The following is a 17,758-nucleotide window of genomic DNA, read 5'->3' on the forward strand; positions in this document are numbered from 1 at the left end:
AATTATTCTTCCGACTTGGTCGCGGCCAAACGCTCGTTTGCGCGTTGGATTTCCTCGACAATGGTTTTATTGATTCGATTTTGGACAGTTTCCGTCGTGATACGAATTGCATTCATGATGGACTTTTCTTTCGCGGAACCATGTGCCTTCATGACAATGCCGTTCAAGCCTAATAGTGGTGCGCCCCCGTAAATCTCCGGGTCCATCCGGCGCTTGATCACACGAAACGCGTTTTGAGCCAGGTAAGCTCCAAGCTGCCGTTTCGGGTTTCGCACCAACTCGCGTTTTAACATGGCAAATATTCCCACCGCGAGGCTCTCGCATGTCTTCAGAACAATATTGCCAACAAATCCATCGCAAACCACCACATCAACCTTATTGGCAAACAAGTCATGTCCTTCCACGTTCCCAACAAAATTCAAATCCAGCTGCTTGCAAAGCCTGTAGGCTTCCTTGGTAAGTTCGTTTCCCTTCCCCTCTTCCGTTCCATTGCAAAGCAAACCAACCCTGGGATTTTTATAGCGAAGAATCTCCCGGGAATAAACGCTGCCCATAACTGCGTATTGGGCAAGATGAAGCGGCTTGCATTCGATGTTCGCACCGGAATCCAACAATACAAACTCATTGTCAGGCGCAGGAATCACAGTGGCGATACCCGCACGCTCCACACCCGGCAGAGGTCGCAATTTAAAAGTGGCAAACGTGAGTATCCCGCCGGTATTTCCCAGAGAGATAACCGCGTCAGCCTTTCCCTCCGCCACCAAATCAACTGCCTTGGCGATGGAAGAATCCTTCTTTTTGCGGAGGGCAACGGTCGGCTTGTCCTCCATCGTCATTACTTCAGTAGAATGAACGATGTGGACACGCTTATCGACCAAGCCAGATACCTGCATGGCAGCATGGATGTCCTCCTGCTTGCCTACAAGGTACAATGCGCTGATCTTGCTATCCGCCTCGAGTGCTCGTTTGACGCCTTCGATGACGACTCCACAACCGTGGTCGCCACCCATGACATCCACTGCAATTCGCATAAAGAAAAAGATCCCGGAAGCGAGACCTCCGAGTCCGTTTTACTTTGAATATGGATCAAGCCCCGGCCGTAACCGTGAGGACTTGACGCCCCTTATAAAAACCGCAGGCGGGACAAACCCGATGCGGAATGGCAGGAGCTGCACATTGAGGACATGTGCTCAGTTGAGGCAAGGCCAATACACTGTTATAAGCACGGCGTTGACGTTGACGGCTTCTTGATGGTTTGCGCTTGGGTACACCCATATTCTCTAAAATTTTAGTTTATTTAATTCGGCCCAAGCAGACGAAATCTCTTTAGTCTGACCGGTGCCGCCAGTTTTTTTCGATTTACCAGTTACTTTCTTTGGCAGCCCACTGCACTCAGGTTTACACAACGGATGTTGCGGAAACTCTAGGAGAATATCTTCCCTGATATAGGGCGTCAAGTCCACGCAATCATTTAGGATGGGAGCTGATTCCTCCCCTTCCAGTGGCACGTGGCACGTCCAATTCTCCAAATCCAACGGGTACTTAAACTCTTTTAAGCAGCGTGCGCAATCACAATCCAATGCCAAATCCAGGCTTCCTTGAACCAAAAGGCTGGTTTCAAGTCGCTGAATTTCCAAATCGTATTTTAATGGTTGAACTACTCGGACCAGTTCATCCTGGAAATCAATATCTAATTCACCGGCGGAAAGCTCTCCTTGCACATGCAAGTCTTGATTTTCCAAATGTCTTAAGTTTATTAGTAAAGCCATAATAACTAGTATGTTATGTCGGAGATACGGTTCCCTTACTATGTAAGGCCACCTGAACGGGGGATGGCACAAAAGTACTAATATTACCGCCCAATCGTGCAATCTCTTTAACAATCCGCGAACTCAGGAAAGTGTAAGTATCTTTCGGCATCATGAAAATTGTTTCTACCCGTTCGTTCAGCTTACGGTTCATCAAAGCGAGTTGAAATTCAAACTCGAAGTCTGATACTGCTCTTAATCCTCGAATAATGGCCTGGGCTGATTGCTTCTCCGCATAATCAACCAGCAATCCGTCAAAGGTATCTGCTTCTACATTAGGGAGATGCTTCACACATTGCGAAACCAAATCCAATCGTTCAGAAAGGGTAAAAAGAGGGCTTTTGCTCTCATTCTTTGCTACCGCCACGATGACGCGATCGAAAAGTTTGGTGGCTCTTTGGATTACGTCCAGGTGCCCATTGGTTAGAGGATCAAAACTACCCGGATAGATCACCGTGCGCATGCAAACAAACTTAACAAATCGGCGTTGAATTCCTACAAAAAAGCGAGTTTGTCAGTCGCCCTCTTTATCAGTAGGCGCGAGGTACGCAGTTTGAGCTCCTCCTGCTTCTACATTGGAGTAATTCGTCTCTGCTGCCTCTCCCTCCCTTGTCATCCAAGGCACTTCAAAAATGGGAACTGCATTACGAATCCCTTTAACATTCACCGCGGGCAGTTCCATGCAGGCGAGTGCAAGGTTTGGATCGTCCTGGATAATTTCGGCCAGGGTGGCTTCACTAATAATAATACGTCCCTTTCCGGAAACGCTCTCCAACCTTTGGGCAAGATTCACGTCCCGGCCAAACACGGTGTAGTTAAATTGTTCGTTTGTTCCCATCAAGCCGACTGTGACTACGCCAGTGTTAATGCCTGTTCCAACCGATAGAATGGGCAACATCGGCAATAGCGGTTGGTTGGCTGCAGACAATTTGTAATTTTCAGTTTTCCGGCGTTCGTTCTCCAATTCGCGATCATGATTCAGGTGATCAACGGCTCGTTGAATCTCTATGGCAGCCCTTACACCGCAGAGAGCATGCTTTTGGTTAATTACGGGTGCACCCCAAAATGCCATCACACAATCGCCAATGAACTTGTCAATTGTTCCTTGATGTTTAAGCACTACATCGGCAATGACCTTCAAATAGAGGTTGACGGTGGACAGGATCTCGCGAGCTTGTTCATCGAAGATGGTTTCCGCAGCCTCGCCCGAAAGGTTATTTTGTTTAATAAACTCAACCGCCCGCTCGCTGTACAGGTCAGTTATCTCCGTAAACCCACGAATATCCGAGAACAGCACCGTCACGCTTCGGCGCGCTCCACTCAACGCAAGCTTTTCGCTTTTTAACAATTCATTCACGATGTTAGGTGAAACGACTTTGCTGAAAACGGAGCGCACGCGCCGTCGCTCGGCCTGCTCAAACATAACCAGATAAGCCAGCATCACCGCATAGGTGGCGAGCAACCCACCTGCCAATGGCATTACTACGGGAATCCAAAAGTGAAACATCCCATAGCATGCAAAGGCGAACAAGCCGTAGGCTACGAAGGCGACTAAAATCCAAAAGGAAGCAATATGGGGACGGAATTTCCAGGTCAGATACGCCGCGCATAAACCCATAAGGCAGATCAGCACCAGATTCATGAAGAGGGAACTGCGATGTACGAACTGGCCTGAAACAACTGAGTTCGCCACATTCCAATGCTCGCATGCCAGAATGGTATCTTCTTCCAGTGGTGTTGCTCCTCGATCCATCAAATCATTTCCCACCGCTGTGGAGCCGATGACGACCAGCTTGCCTTTCCAAAGATTTCTCAAGCCGTTTGTTTGACCTGTCTGGCGCAGTTGATCCTGGCGCAGCAGATTTTCCATCGGCTCGCTCGTCAACTGGGGATCATTGCCGGTAAGACACCAGTTGATGTAGAAATACCCATCTGAATCCACAGGCAGTATCCTCTCAATTCCATTGTCTCCGCTTAAAATAATCCGCCCTTTTTCCAACTCAATTTTGGCGTGTTCCAGATCCAGCTTGAGCTGCTGTGCTGCCAGAACGATGCCCATATGCCAAATCTGTTCTTCTGTGAATGGATTATCAAAACGCGCCATCCCGGCAGGGATTTTGGCCCCGAGAAAATCTGCCACGTCAAACTTGCCCTCCTTATTTAATGGCACTTTAACCACCTCGCCATTAGATCGCGGAAGAATTATCATTCCGGGTTCCATCCTCGCCTTACTAAGATCAATCCCATAATCGGGATCATCTTCAACCGCCTGGAAGCACCGGTGCCATCTTCGATAGGTCCGAAATGCTCTCGCGCGCCTCAAAATGCCATCGGAATCTTTCGTGGCTGTGATGTCTCCCAACCAAAGAGCATTGGTTCTGAATAATCGAGGCGGGACAACTCCTTTCTCGGACGCCAGAATAACATTACCTGCAGCATGTATCTGCCATGCAAAATACTCATCGGATTCAACCAACTGCCCGTTCGCCATTGGCACCGGAGCATGGTCGTGACGCAGTTCGCCAAAAAGCACATCAAAAGCGCTTGCCGTTGCACCTTGGGAATGGAGTTCCCGGGCTACCCGCCCGTAGATATGACGCGGCCAATAGAGGCCATAACTGAAACCTAATGATCCGTTATTTATCCGTCGAATCGTTTCCTCACTGATGGCTACGAACCCAAGATTCGTGGTCATCAGCGAAGAATGGTTAGCCGCCCGGCGTACTCGAAGGTCGTAAGTCATCCTTTCCAAACGCTCGAAAAAATCGAAGCGAAAAACCTGCACCAGGCAAACCAACCCAATGACTCCGGCAGCAATCAGGAAAGGAGCCTTTCTTGGGGTCTTCAGGTTCACAAGATGAAGGTACACAAAAAAACCAGAGCAACACAAGGCTGCTCTGGTTTGAAAGTCAGGCTTTTGCCCTCGCCACCCAACTACTGGTTCGGGGAAACGAACACGATGGTATGATCCTTCGGATAAGTCGTTGGCGGAGTCTGAGGCGGATAGTTTAGACGCTTATATTCAGCAGTGAGATTGTCGATCACTTTGGTGGGAATTGGCATGATTTTATCAGTGGCAGGATCATAACGGAATCCAGCCGAAACCACGCGGGTTACAACCGATCCGTCCTTGTCCACCACCGCAACCACCACAGATCCGGTCAGCACGTTCACCACTCCAGATGCTGCAATGAGATACGTCGTGCCACGAATACCAGCAACACCGTTTGGAATCTTGATCTCGTACTTCGAAGCCGCAGAAAGCTTTTTCACATTACCCATGATCTGGCCCGCGCGCAAATCCAACTGCGTGTCGCTGACCTCATCGGCTCCGATTTGTTCCAAAGTAAGCTTGTCAATGGCTAAAACCGAATTTTCATAAACTCGAACCACGTTTTGACCCACGGAATCAGCACCACCACCTGATCCACGATGGGAAATGGTCTGGGCCCCACCTTCTCCGACAGTGCCAGTCGAGTCTTTTGTGCCGAGAACAATGTCCACGAGAGAATTATTTCCAGCGGTCTGAATCACGCTGCCTGGCTTGACAAGGTCGCCCTTGGCAACCGTCTGCCAAGTCTTGCCGTCTGTTGAAACCCGGGCCTTCCCCTTCACATTTACGACCTTCGCCACCATCTCCTGATTTGCAGGATTAGCAATGACGGGGGTTTGTGCTGTTGCGTGCGTGGCAAAAGCGACCACCATCAAAGCAACCGCGCCAGCAAGAATATTTTGGGCAAATCCGTGAATCTTTTTCATAAAATCATCCTGTTTTTCTCAGGTCGTAAATCTATAATGCTACTTACCTCTTCTGTTTAACTATTAGCAAATTGGATGTCAATGGAATAATCTCCGGTTGCTATCGCCAAACCGGACGGATAATGAGCAGATTTGCAGCACTTTATTTCGCAACTGCTGCCTCCAGCATCTTCCGTTTAATGATAGGCAGCCAAAACGACGCTTCTGCGTTATTTTCCCGTTCCAAACGTTGCGAACGCGCGAACCACGTCCTCGCCGCTGCATAATCTCCAATCTGCAAAAAATGCCATCCCGTATTCGCTGTAGTTATATATCCATTGGGATCCAATTCATTCCCATGCTGATAATAAGACCAGGATTCCTCGTGTTGACCAATCCAATCCAGGCACATTCCAGTCCGCACCCAATTATATCCATAAAAAGGATCCAGTTTCATGCCGCGCTCATACCATTCCATCGCCTTTTTGGCTAAAGCCTCATAGTCATCACCACCTTGCCTGCTTTTTATCCAATAACATTCCCCGATGGCATAGGTTGTCTCAAAGTTCATCGGCTCCACCTGATGCACTTTTTCCAGGGCCGCGATCTTGGCGTAGGTATATTCTGGAAGGCGATCCGCTTGTCGAAGCCAATAACATTCTCTCGCGCTCCGCCCCGCTTCGTATGTGAGATATGCCCCACTCACCACCAAACTGGCAGTCCCAATAATCTTCATCCACCTGCCAATCCCAAACCAATAACGCTCCGTGGCAAACCTCAAATGACTGCTCAATATTGCCATCAAGCTGATGGCCAGGATGGCCACTGCCGGCGTGTGCAGATTAAAATCAACCGTGGCATGGAGCAGCACGGCGAACAAACCCAGCGACGCTCCCATGACAAAAGCATATTTATTACTCTTTTTTCTCGAAAAATCATCCTGCACTCCGCGTACTGCTCTCCAGCTTTTCCACACTCCAGCATACAAAAGTATCCATGCCGCCAAAACAATGATTGTCCCCACCAGGCCCCAATCGGCCAATGTGTTCAGGTAATCATTATGCGCCCGACCCGGCCTAAGTTGCACATCCTCCGGACGATAAATCCGGAAGACATAATCAAAATGATCAGGACCCACCCCCAGCCAGAAGTGGTCCTGCCACATGCGATAGGCCGGTTTCCAGATCGAGAACCGCAGGTCATCAGCCCTGCCGCTGGAGAACGTGTTGGCAAACCGGGCGTTCATGCTCCGCAACCTGGGTGCCATCACCATTCCTCCGATCAGCAGCAACGCGAGCAGGAGCAGTGCTTGAATCCGAAAATTCCGCTGAGTGAGCAACACACCGCAAAGAGCCGCCAGCGTCACACCCGCCACCAACCACCCTCCCCGCGACATCGTGACACCAATTCCCGCCAACATCGCCACGCAAGCATAGCCAAGCGCAATCTTCATCACATGTGAAAACCGCCCCGCCAGCACATAGCAAAGCCCCACTGGCAACAGCATCTCCAGATAACCAGCGAAGTTATTGGGATAGATGAATGTCCCCCCGGCACGCCCTGTATATGGACTCACTGCCGTCCATACTTTATTGGATTTTGCCACATACTGATAAATGGCATAAAACGAAATCAACATCCCCAGGAAAATCACAGCCAGGGCAAATATCTGCGTCAATTCCTGTCGATGCAGATTGTTTAACACGATCAAGAAGAGGAACGCGTACACCAGTATCCTGATCAATTCCTGTCGCGCGACATACTCAATGTCCGCCTGTAAATATCGCACGATTGCATAAGCGACAAATGCCACCACGCCCCAACAAACCGGCGTCCACAAAATCTTTGGACGAGGGATAAGCCAGAGCCGGATTCCCCATAATAAAAGAGCTCCCACGGTCAGGCCTTGAACAACCAGGAACTCCCATTGTCCTACAGCTCCAAAAGCCAGAGCCGAAAAAACCAGAATTCCAATTACCAGCGCGAGAATCCCCTTCTCACACCAACTATCTATTTGTTCACGGTCCATTCAATAAGATCGCCAGCCATGCACTGCCGCGACCGAAAAAAAATGCGCCGCCACTTTAATAATAATGACGACGCATCGCGCTAAATTCAATCAACTCCAATACTCGCGCGGATCAGTGATCTTGCCCGTCAACGCACTCGCCGCCACCGTTGCTGGCGACGCGAGAAACACCTGCGATTCCTTGTGCCCCATGCGTCCAGGAAAATTACGATTCGTCGCGCTGATGCACTTCATCGGCGTGTTCATGCGACCGAACGTATCCACTGGTCCACCCAAACACGCAGCGCAACCAGCGTTCTCAGTCATCTGCACACCGGCATCGACAAGAATCTGCCACACCGTCTTCTCCCCCCAACGCGCCGTCTGCAAATCATGCACAATCTCTGGTGTCGCCGGCACCCCAAACGTATCAATCATCACCCGCTTGCCTTTCAACACGCGTGCGAATTCCAAAAAGTCGCTCGTCTTTCCACCCGTGCACGAACCGATATACGCGCGGTCCAGCTTCACATCCATCTCCTTCGCCTTCTTCCGTTGGCCCGGATCAGGATGACACGCCACCGTCGGTTCGAGCTTGCTCAAATCCACCACCATATCATAAACGAACTTCTCGTTCGCATCGCGCTCCACCGGCTGATACGTCGCCTTCGTTCCATTCAATTTGCAACGATAATCCACGAACGCCTTGGTCTGCGCATCAAATTCAAAAATTCCATTCTTCCCACCGGCCTCAATCGCCATGTTCGCAATCGTCATGCGATCATCCATCGAGAGACTCGCCACGCCCGAACCATCGAACTGCATCGCCCGATACGTCGCACCGTCGAAGCCGATCTCGCCAATGCAATGCAGGATGATATCCTTCGCCATCACGCCCGGTTGCAACGCGCCTTCCAAACGGAAATGCATTGTCTCCGGCACCTTCAACAACAACTTGCCCGTTCCCATCACGAACCCGGCATCCGTATTGCCAATGCCCGTCGCGAACTCATTGAACGCACCCGCCATGCAAGTGTGCGAATCCGTGCCGAACAAAATCTCGCCCGGACGCGTATGCCCCTTCTGCGGCAAAGCCGTATGACACACACCGGCGTAATTGGAACCATATTGCTTCTTGAGCAATCCCTTCGACGGATCAAAAACCCAGTTGCCATCCGGGTTGTCAATCACGTCATAGAAATACGGCAACCCCTGCTCCCTCACGAAATCGCGCAGAATATCCACGTTGCGGTTCGACTTGCTGTCCGCGGTGAAAATATAATGGTCGGGAATGATGACGACCCTCTGCTTGTCCCACACCTTGGCCGTCTTGCCGAACTCACGCTTGAACACGCCAATCGTGCCCGGACCGCACACATCGTGCGTCATCAGGACATCCGCCGACACCCACACGTTATCGCCGGCTTCAACCTTTGCCTTGCCCGCCGCACGCGCCAGAATCTTTTCCGTCAAAGTCATAAGAGAACCAATCCTAAACGACCTCTCCCCCAACTGCAATATGGAATCCGGATCTCTGCATGTCTCTCGATTTTTCTCATGTAAAAAAATTTTAACCGTTATGTGCCGTTATATAGCGTTATCTGGCGTTATATACCGTTAGCTTTATTAAGATTGAAATTCGCGACTCGGCATTCACAACTTCTCCAACCTTCCGATACCTTCCGATACCTTCCGATACCTTCCGATACCTTCCGATACCTTCCGAATTTCTGTCACTCGACACAGGCCCGTGAAAAACCACCCCCGCTTCAAATTTTGGCAAATGGACGTAACATCTTTCATTCGACCCTCAAAAATCAAAATTTTAAAATAAAATAACTGCAGTTAACTCGCAGTTAGCCCAACCATTCCTTCGCGGCCACATCAATGCCGGAATCATTTATCTACAATCACTTGAAAGAGATGCTCTCGAAGCTGCTTCCATGGCAAACACCTTGTTAATCGGCTTTTCAGCATTTCCCTAATTTCATTTAAAATAATGGAAAATAGTGTTGCAAATTACTAACTGAGTCAAGTATTATTTTACACTTACTCTCTTTTTAATACCTTATTCCGAAGCGCCTTTCCACAAATGTGGCCCACGACCCCGCCACATCCCGCGACCATCGTTTAATCGCGTAGCAATCGACGTAAGGAGATTCATTTCTCCTGCCCCGATTCCCTTCGCGCACGCGACCCACGATTCCAATCCTACCCGCGACCAACCTTAATTGCGTAGAGACTCAAACTTCCCCTCAAAGATTTGCAAATTGCAAGCTCCCCCAGTAAATCCGCGAACCGAATACATCGTGCGCATCGTGCTCCTGGTCTGTCTCTACATCTTGAATCAGCCTATAGACAGTCTACACCTCCTTGTTCCTCATAAGCTGAACCCCCACCAAAAACACCAAAATCGCCGCCGCTCCACCAATAACCGCAGGCTTATGCTGCGAAAGAAATCCCATGCTCGCAGCTACTGGCGCTTCCGTGATTTGTGGTTGATTCAACTTCTGTTCACAGCTTCCGATGATGCGATACAGCCGATTAATCTCCACCATCTCCGCCTCCAACAGCCTCTTTTTCGGAAGCGAACGATCCGTGTAAAAATATTTGGTCATCGAATTGAACTCCAGTTCACGACCATTGAAAGCAACTCCCGGATTCAGATCCGAAGTGACGTACTCGTTCCTGCCATATTGCAAATCCTGCGTGGCACGCACATCCACCGTATCAAAGTTCGGTTTCTCGGCACCGGCGTGAAACCAACCGGGCTGATACGTGGACACCTCCATGTCGGGAGTGCGCCGCAACTCCGTGACCGGCTGATTGACGATCGCTTTGACTCGCGCCATCGCATCCTCCATCACTGCCTTCGGATTTGACGGGTCAGGAGCAGGGCCGGCCGCACCGGCGCCTGGGAGAGAATATTGGGCATTGGCCGCCCATTGTTTTTGTTCCGTGGTGCTCGCCTTCGCCGCATCATAATGAAAATGCTGCTGCATCGCCGGATCCAGATTCTTCAACTTCGTATTCCCCAACCCCTTGTCGTGTGTGAAATAAATATCCGTGGCCGTGACACTTGTCACCGTAACATTGCTGTAAACTTCACTACCAACCTTGAGCACAGGCAACTGTTCATCCGCCCAAACCTTCAGGCTGACAAAAAACAAACTCAACAAAACGACAACTGTAACACGCATCCCCTCGTATGAGTTCACCCTTTGCAATTGTCAAGCCTTCGCGCTTAAACATCCGTCAGACATCAACCTTGAGTGGAACAGCAAGGCGCACCTCAATTTTTAGAAATACTCCACCAACAAAAACTTGACCACAACCGTAAGAACCCCAACACTCCCCCGCCGGGAAAATCAACAATTTGAATTTAAATCGGCAGAAGATCGTCAGTGTTAGTACGGCCGGCCAGGGAGTCGACCGAACCTAATTAACAATCAAAAATGAAATCCAAACTTACTTATCTCGCAGCATCCGCTGCGGCACTCGTAATCACCACTACAAACCTCCAGGCCAAGGACGAACCCGGCTTTTACGCCAAGGTCGATGCCGGCGGCTCGCTGCAACAAGACCTCAAAATCAACGGCGCCGACTTCGCCTTCAATCCCGGCTTCCGCGCCAACCTTGGCCTTCGGCTACAATTTTTGCAAGGCATTCGCCGCCGAATTCGAAACCGGTTCCATCTGGAACTCGGTGGATAAACTCGATGGCATCCCCCTCGCATCTCGTGCGTCGGGCGATCTCTATCAGTATCCGTTCCTCGCCAAAGCCATTTTTAAACTTCCCTTTGACAACGGCCTTACCCCTTACATTGGCGGCGGCGTCGGCGGCATCGGCAGCACACTACATCTGAAGGATCCCTTCCTTGACAGCAGCTCTACCGATTTCACTTTCGCCTATCAGGCCGAAGCCGGCCTGAAATACGCCATCAACGAACACATCGATGTCGGCGTTGGCTACAAATTCCTCGGCACCACCGGCTACAGCTTTTTTCACGGCCCTCGCACAGACGACACCTTCAACCATGCCATTTTCGCCAGCTTCGTCTGGAATTTTTAATTTGAAGGTCTGACTAACTTTTAAAGAACTCCAACATCAAACGCCGGGCGCTCGCACCCGGCGTTTCTTTTTTATCTTACCGATCAATTGGCTTTTCAACTTTCGAAACTCCTCAAGACCAGCCCGCCTCTCGAGGAATTTCCAATCGGCCTCCACAACTATTATTGTTCCCCTATTTACGGCTGCTGTCGTAACTTAGGATATCCACTCCAAACTTACGATTCGGTGGACTGGCCTTCACCTCTGCATATTCACCATTCTTCCACACAATCAAACGCAATCCCGGCTCTTTGCTAACTTCACGCAGGTAGGAATATTGGTAAGTGTCATATATGCGCTTTCCATACGCCGCCACGATGATGTTTCCTTTGCTCAAACCTGCTTTCTGCAACTCCTCGCTATCCCCGTTCAGGAGCACACCGTATTGCGGCGCCTCTTTGAAACTTTCTGGCGTGACCTCTTCCAGTCCCTTGGGAAAGAACGTTTTTATATTTTTCTCCATCTCTGAGTCATACCGGGTATCGCCTGTAGCGAGCCTGTAACGCAGGTAAAACCAGACCACCCCGGCCGTATCTTGATATCGCTCCTCCATCTTTTTGCGGTATTCCAATGCTTCCATCCACTTCCCGTCCATTTCCAACAAATTCGCCTTGGCCCGCAGTCCAGCAAAGGAATACACTTCATCAGCTGCAAAATCAGCCAGTTTGTACGCTTTCTCCTTTTCTCCTTTGTTGAAATAATAGTCGATAAGCCATTCCGACTGATTCGCTGAAGCCACAGCATTCTGGCATTCCTTCATCGCCACCTCCAGATACTCCGCACCCTTGTCAACTTTCTTGTTTTGGACAAAATAATTACCCAGGGCAAGATAGTTACATGGATTCAATTTGGCCACCTTCAGCATCAGCCTCTCATATTCATCAGGCTTATCCTGCAACGTATTGGCAACCTGTTCCATGAAACGGACGTTGTAGTCCACACTGCGATGATATAATGGCTCCAATTGCTCATACGTCGGCTTTGCGTTGGGATATTTCACCTGCAGGTAAGCACCGATCAAATCCCCATCGTAAGGGGCAATGGCCAGCAATTGTTCCATCACCTGCACTGTATCAGCCCTTCGTGTCAAACTCGGATGATCCAATCGCGGATGTAATGTATACACGGTCCCCGGCGGAGGATTATGCTTGTGCCACTCGTTAAGGTGGGGATTCGGTGCCGGCATATACAGCTGTGCGAAGCGCGGTTGGTAGCAAATGAAATTCCAGATCTGAGGAGAGATGAGATGCGGAGTCGCCACCGTCAGTGGAAATGCTTCATCTTCAGCCTTGTGGTAATCTGCCTCATCGAGAGAGATGTAACGCCTCACAAATGGAAACAAGTAAAGGTTGGAGAAATTCTTCTCCGCCGTGCTCGTGAACTCCTTTGCCGATTCCGGAACTCCAAACTTTTCGTTCAAAACGCGAAAGTTCTCAACCAGGGTGTTGCACAGATGCCTCTGACAGAAGAACGCCCACTGGCCCCAGCCAATCACATTCATCTGCGCCTTGCCCTGCGCATCCACAGTGAGGAACCTGGCTGGCTTTTGGTTCAAAGCCTCCACTATCTTATCCTTCTCCAGCTGCTTGTTCTGGTAAGACTGGTAGACTTCACCAAGTTCCTTCATCTCCATCGGAATGCTGTACTGCATCATGACATGCCCCATCCCCACCGAATAGCCGCTCGCATTCACAATCCGGCAATAATCCGGCACTTGCGTATACTCAGTGTTGCTGAATGCATCCCATGCCAGCGAGGTATCAACCGATACGCAATATGCCCGGAAACACTCAATATTCTCTAGCTTTGTAGGCTTGGAAACTCCTTTTATCTCGCGGTAATCGTGGGTGGCCCGGGCTCGCAACAGTCGTATCCACACGTCCATCTGAGGTTGCTTTAATGCCTTGATCCGCTGCAAGGCGCCTGTCTCGTTGTTCATTAAAAGGAATAACTGAGCCATCGCAACCTGGCCGTGGATTCCGTCCGACGAATCTCCCGCCAACTCCCGCGCAAAAGCCAGATGCGCAGCCATCCGGCAAAGCGGCAATCGCACATCGTAAAATTCTCCCGAACTCTCCCTCATGCTGAACGTCCCCAACAGGAACGCCGCCTGCTCGTGCAATTTTGGATTTGTGAAATTCTCACGTATACTCTGCGAAAGCGTTCTGTCCTCCACAGCCAGCACCTCGGCTCGAGGATCAAGCAGGCTCTTTAGCATCTCTTCGTCATCTGGCTCTGCGGGCGGTCGACTCACCTTGGCTATTCCAAGAGTCTTAAATATTTGGCCTGCTGCTTCCTCGTAAACCTCCGGCGACCAGATCGGCTCTTTTACATCCACGACCGTCTTTATGAGTTTTTTCTCCAGCCTTATGGTCACTTCATACTTCGGCGCCCTGAAAGCAGAACCACTGGTTTCCACCGCGTGCACATAAAACTCCTTGGCACTGGGTAACCGCTTATTCTTCGCGTAAAACGCCATCTCACCGACATCTGTCAGAACCTCCTCCACAATAAACTGGGATTCGTCCTGAAAATGGGTTTTGAAGTAACCATCCCCGTTGCTGGACTCGGCTGGACCGCTCTCCTTATGTGAACATCCGCCTAATGCGATTGCGATTAGGATTAAAATGTATCCCCGGCGAACTCTTATACTTGCCATGAGAATCGTATATACCGCCCACGCTTTTTAGGAAAGCCTTGATTACAAGTGAGGTCTTTCAACATTACCCGCAGGCTCACTTGAATTCGCCATCTCCGATGTGGCGATTTCCAAGACTGCACAACTGATGACAATTAGCTTCGGCTGCGATGGAAACTCACCCCACCATCAGTCGACACTTCATCATTACTCCCCTACTTCAACTTCTTCTCGCAACTCCCAATAATGCGATAGAGTCGGTTAATCTCCAACATCTCCGCCTCCGTCAATTTTTTCTTCGGCAGCGAACGATCGACGTAAAAATATTTTGTCATCGCATTGAACTCAAGTTCAGGCCCGTTGAACGCCACCCCCGGATTCTGATCAGTACTAACATACGGGTGCTTGTCATAGATGAACTCCTGGGTCGCGCGCACGTCCACCGTATCGAAATCCGGCTTTATGGCACCGTCATGAAACCAACCCGGCTTATAGATGCTGACATTCATGCCAGATTTACGGCTCACCTGGGTAACCGGTTGGTTGACGATTGCTTTAACTTTTGCAATGGCCTCCTCCATCACCGCCTTCGGGTCTTCCTCCTCGGGCGCAGGAGTTGGACGCGAGGTGTTGGCACTTGGCGGAACATACCGGGCATTAGCATCCTTTTGCTGTTGTTCCGTCGCACTCGCCTTGGCCGCATCATAATGGAAATGCTTCTGCATCTCCGGCTCCAGCCTCTTCAACTTGGCATTGCCCATCCCCTGACCGTGCGAAAAATAAATATCCGTGGTCGTCACACTCGTGACCGTCACATTGCTATAAACCTCACTCCCAACCTTCAACACCGCCAACTTCTCCTCAGCCCAAACGCTCAGACTGCAAAGAAGCACCCCCAATAAAACCACAATTGTAGCACGCATCCCCCTCGTATGAGTTTCCGCCTCGCAATTGTCAAGCATTCACCCTCGAACCACTCACTCTCAACTAACTCACGGCAACTGAACCACCCGATAAAACTTCTGAGCACCGAGTCCAGGTGCATCCGACACCGTTGCAGTCAAATTTGTCGCAGTGATGACACTCCCGAGATTATTCCATTCAGCTTGATTCAAATCAGTTTGGTACTGTAGTTGATAAGCCTGCCCCACTACCGTATTCCACGTCAGCGTCAATCCACCTCCACTGGCATTTGACGCCGCCCGAATCTCCGGTGGCGGAATGAGCCGGTAAATATTGCCAGCCTGGCCAGTCCCGCCCTCGTCGCAGGCTCCATAAAAACTGCCGTCTTGTCCCTGCACGAGTTCGCCCACCGGCCCACTGCCAGTGTTAAAATCAAAAAAGAACAGAGTAGTAAGTGCACCACTGGGCGTCATTCGAAACACGGTGCCTGTATGACCCGCCTCATCACCGGACGTTGTGCCGTAAAAATTGCCATCCTTCCCTTGCACCAGCCCCCCTCTTGGATAGGCCCCGTTATTCCCATCGAACGATAACAAGGACGTGAAAACCCCGTTGGTCGATATTCTGAAAATCGTGCCACGGTTGTACACGCCACCCATTTCAGTCGTGCCATACAAGAACCCATCGCTCCCCTTCACCAGTGGAGCCATGGGATAATTGCCATTTGTGCTACTGAACGAGACCAGGGTGGTGAGCACTCCGTTCGTTGTCATTTTGAAAACTGTGCCACCCCAGTTCGTTCCACCACCAGTCGTGATCCCGTACAGGTTCCCATCATCGCCTTGCACCAATCCCGCCATCGGCGAGGAGCCATTATTATTATCAAAGAGGACAAGGGGGGTCAGGATGCCATTCGTCGTGATTTTGAATACCGTCCCGTTATTGTTCGTACCGCCCGCGTACGTCGTCCCGTACAACGTCCCATCGCTCCCCTCCACCAGGCTCCCTTGAGGCCTTGCACCATTTGTGCCGCTGAACGACGCAAGGGTGCTGAGTGCTCCGTTCATTGTCATTTTGAAAACTGTGCCGCCCAAGTTCGTTCCGCCCGAACTGGTAGTCCCATATAGGTTACCGTCCATGGCTTGCATCAGACTCCCTTCAGACATCTGCCCATCGTTATACAGGTCGAATGCGACCAGCGTGGTGAGACTGCGATCTTTTGCAATTTTAAATACCGTCCCTCGGCCGATCGTCCCGCCGCCCAACGTCGTGCCATAAAGGTTGCCATCGCTGGCCAATAACAGCCCGGCCCCTGGGTGGTAGCCATTAGGGTCATTCAAGAAGGCCAGGCTCGTCAGGTTGCCGTTGGTTGTTATTTTAAACACGGTTGCTTCGTAACCTATGCCGCCCCCACTTGAAGTGGTGCCATAAAGATCCCCATCAGCACCCTGCACCAGGCTGGCAAAAGGCGTGGCCCCATTGGTGCCGCTAAAAAAGGCCAGGGAAGTAAAGACCCCGTTGGTTGTTATTTTGAACACCCCACCGAAATCATGTCCTGCTCCTGATGTTGTGCCATACAAGAGCCCATCACCAGCTTGTACCAGTCCGCCAAATGGGAGTACACCTTGTTCTGCATCAAGCGACACCAATGTGCTGAGCGCACCATCCGGAGCCATTTTGAACACTGTGCCGTTTCCCTTGGCGTCGGTTGTCATCGTCCCGTAAAAATTACCGTCCATCCCGCGCGTCAGTCCGGCGGTTGGGCGGGCCCCATTGGTAAGATTGCAGGAGACCAGCGTTGTCAGAACGCCAGTGGTCGTCAATTTGAACAAGGTGCCATGATCATACACACCTCCTTCTGAGGTCGTGCCATATAACTCGCCGTTACCGCCCTCCACCAGTCCGGCCATTGGTGATGCACCGTTGATGGAATTGAATGAAACGAGTGTGGTGAGAACCCCGTTCGTAGTCAGTCGGAACACCGTGCCGTTAGCGCCACTCCCACCACCGGAAGAAGTCGTGCCATACAGATTGCCATCGCTGGCTTGCATAAGCTCACCATAAGGAAAGCCCCCGTTGGTGAAATCGAAGGAGACCAAAGTGGTGAGAACCCCATTCGTGGTCACTCGGAACACCGTGCCGTCGTCTCCCGTACCACCACTGAGAGTGGTACCATAAAAGTTGCCATCGCTGGCTTGGATCAACCCTCCCCTTGGCCAGGCACCATTTGTTTTGTTGAATGATACCCAGGTCGTGAGGGTGCCATCAGGAGTCATTTTGAATATCGTCCCCTCACCATACCTACCGCTGTCCATTGTAGTGCCATAAAAATTACCATCATCGGCCAGGAGCAGCGGAGCGTACGAAGTATGGACCCCGGTAAAACTATAAATTTCTTCTACAATGCCTCCCTCGGCGCAGGCCACACGCAGTATCAGAAAAACCGCCACCAGCGCGAACCAGCCCATTTGCTTACGATTAAGCCCCACGGACAAAAATGAATGATAGGTCGGAACTGAGCTCTTTGGCATACTTCGAAACATCTTAAATTTT

Annotated in this window: 14 protein-coding genes; 2 read left to right on the top strand and 12 right to left on the bottom strand. The window is 50.6% G+C overall.

Annotated elements, in window-relative coordinates; translation table 11 throughout:
* Positions 1-2: 2 nt before the first annotated feature.
* The 9 genes from plsX to CFLAV_RS03160 all read right to left on the bottom strand — a co-directional run bounded on the left by plsX (position 3) and on the right by CFLAV_RS03160 (position 10,772).
* Positions 3-1,031 (bottom strand): phosphate acyltransferase PlsX, encoded by a 1,029-nt coding sequence (gene plsX / locus CFLAV_RS03125; RefSeq protein WP_007413162.1) that lies wholly within the window; start codon positions 1,029-1,031, stop codon positions 3-5.
* A gap of 55 nt (positions 1,032-1,086) precedes the next feature.
* Entirely contained in the window at positions 1,087-1,275 is a 189-nt protein-coding gene (gene rpmF / locus CFLAV_RS37535) for a 50S ribosomal protein L32 (RefSeq protein WP_083808740.1), read from the bottom strand.
* 5 nt (positions 1,276-1,280) lie between these two features.
* Positions 1,281-1,769: a YceD family protein gene (locus CFLAV_RS03130; RefSeq protein WP_007413163.1), complete on the bottom strand. Its 489-nt coding sequence runs from the start codon at positions 1,767-1,769 to the stop codon at positions 1,281-1,283.
* Between the two features lie 13 nt (positions 1,770-1,782).
* Entirely contained in the window at positions 1,783-2,271 is a 489-nt protein-coding gene (coaD, locus tag CFLAV_RS03135; protein ID WP_007413164.1) for a pantetheine-phosphate adenylyltransferase, read from the bottom strand.
* Between the two features lie 51 nt (positions 2,272-2,322).
* Positions 2,323-4,662 carry a CHASE2 domain-containing protein gene (locus tag CFLAV_RS03140; RefSeq protein ID WP_160164471.1) on the bottom strand — a complete coding sequence of 780 codons (2,340 nt, stop codon included), beginning with the start codon at positions 4,660-4,662 and terminating at the stop codon, positions 2,323-2,325.
* 80 nt (positions 4,663-4,742) lie between these two features.
* Entirely contained in the window at positions 4,743-5,567 is an 825-nt protein-coding gene (locus CFLAV_RS03145; protein WP_007413166.1) for a FecR domain-containing protein, read from the bottom strand.
* 142 nt (positions 5,568-5,709) lie between these two features.
* Entirely contained in the window at positions 5,710-7,575 is a 1,866-nt protein-coding gene (locus CFLAV_RS03150) for an O-antigen ligase family protein (protein WP_007413167.1), read from the bottom strand.
* Between the two features lie 90 nt (positions 7,576-7,665).
* The gene (locus CFLAV_RS03155; RefSeq protein WP_007413168.1) at positions 7,666-9,033 is read right to left on the bottom strand and encodes a 3-isopropylmalate dehydratase large subunit; all 1,368 of its coding nucleotides are present in this window, start codon (positions 9,031-9,033) and stop codon (positions 7,666-7,668) included.
* 884 nt (positions 9,034-9,917) lie between these two features.
* Positions 9,918-10,772: a hypothetical protein gene (locus tag CFLAV_RS03160; RefSeq protein WP_150107253.1), complete on the bottom strand. Its 855-nt coding sequence runs from the start codon at positions 10,770-10,772 to the stop codon at positions 9,918-9,920.
* Between the two features lie 237 nt (positions 10,773-11,009).
* Here CFLAV_RS03160 and CFLAV_RS35395 point away from each other — a divergent pair, with 237 nt between their 5' ends.
* A complete protein-coding gene (locus tag CFLAV_RS35395; protein WP_040546675.1) occupies positions 11,010-11,267 on the top strand; it encodes a hypothetical protein in 258 nt (85 codons plus the stop codon).
* Positions 11,191-11,625: an outer membrane beta-barrel protein gene (locus CFLAV_RS03170; RefSeq protein WP_160164472.1), complete on the top strand. Its 435-nt coding sequence runs from the start codon at positions 11,191-11,193 to the stop codon at positions 11,623-11,625. Before CFLAV_RS35395 ends, CFLAV_RS03170 begins: the two co-directional genes overlap by 77 nt.
* Positions 11,626-11,797: 172 nt before the next feature.
* On the opposite strand, the gene CFLAV_RS03175 is transcribed toward CFLAV_RS03170, so the two are convergent.
* The 3 genes from CFLAV_RS03175 to CFLAV_RS03185 all read right to left on the bottom strand — a co-directional run bounded on the left by CFLAV_RS03175 (position 11,798) and on the right by CFLAV_RS03185 (position 17,736).
* Positions 11,798-14,323: a tetratricopeptide repeat protein gene (locus CFLAV_RS03175; protein ID WP_007413171.1), complete on the bottom strand. Its 2,526-nt coding sequence runs from the start codon at positions 14,321-14,323 to the stop codon at positions 11,798-11,800.
* Between the two features lie 194 nt (positions 14,324-14,517).
* The gene (locus CFLAV_RS03180; RefSeq protein WP_040546679.1) at positions 14,518-15,225 is read right to left on the bottom strand and encodes a hypothetical protein; all 708 of its coding nucleotides are present in this window, start codon (positions 15,223-15,225) and stop codon (positions 14,518-14,520) included.
* A 69-nt stretch (positions 15,226-15,294) separates the two neighbouring features.
* The gene (locus CFLAV_RS03185) at positions 15,295-17,736 is read right to left on the bottom strand and encodes a choice-of-anchor tandem repeat GloVer-containing protein (protein ID WP_040546680.1); all 2,442 of its coding nucleotides are present in this window, start codon (positions 17,734-17,736) and stop codon (positions 15,295-15,297) included.
* Between the last annotated feature and the right edge of the window lie 22 nt (positions 17,737-17,758).

It is taken from the genome of Pedosphaera parvula Ellin514 (assembly GCF_000172555.1).
Taxonomy (GTDB): domain Bacteria; phylum Verrucomicrobiota; class Verrucomicrobiia; order Limisphaerales; family Pedosphaeraceae; genus Pedosphaera.

Coding starts and splice junctions, on each gene's coding strand:
- CFLAV_RS03145 (WP_007413166.1), bottom strand. CDS start 5,567: ATGAAAAAGATTCACGGATTTGCCCAAAATATTCTTGCTGGCGCGGTT.
- CFLAV_RS03180 (WP_040546679.1), bottom strand. CDS start 15,225: ATGCGTGCTACAATTGTGGTTTTATTGGGGGTGCTTCTTTGCAGTCTG.
- CFLAV_RS35395 (WP_040546675.1), top strand. CDS start 11,010: ATGAAATCCAAACTTACTTATCTCGCAGCATCCGCTGCGGCACTCGTA.
- CFLAV_RS03185 (WP_040546680.1), bottom strand. CDS start 17,736: ATGCCAAAGAGCTCAGTTCCGACCTATCATTCATTTTTGTCCGTGGGG.
- plsX (WP_007413162.1), bottom strand. CDS start 1,031: ATGCGAATTGCAGTGGATGTCATGGGTGGCGACCACGGTTGTGGAGTC.
- CFLAV_RS03130 (WP_007413163.1), bottom strand. CDS start 1,769: ATGGCTTTACTAATAAACTTAAGACATTTGGAAAATCAAGACTTGCAT.
- CFLAV_RS03150 (WP_007413167.1), bottom strand. CDS start 7,575: ATGGACCGTGAACAAATAGATAGTTGGTGTGAGAAGGGGATTCTCGCG.
- coaD (WP_007413164.1), bottom strand. CDS start 2,271: ATGCGCACGGTGATCTATCCGGGTAGTTTTGATCCTCTAACCAATGGG.
- rpmF (WP_083808740.1), bottom strand. CDS start 1,275: ATGGGTGTACCCAAGCGCAAACCATCAAGAAGCCGTCAACGTCAACGC.
- CFLAV_RS03155 (WP_007413168.1), bottom strand. CDS start 9,033: ATGACTTTGACGGAAAAGATTCTGGCGCGTGCGGCGGGCAAGGCAAAG.
- CFLAV_RS03175 (WP_007413171.1), bottom strand. CDS start 14,323: ATGGCAAGTATAAGAGTTCGCCGGGGATACATTTTAATCCTAATCGCA.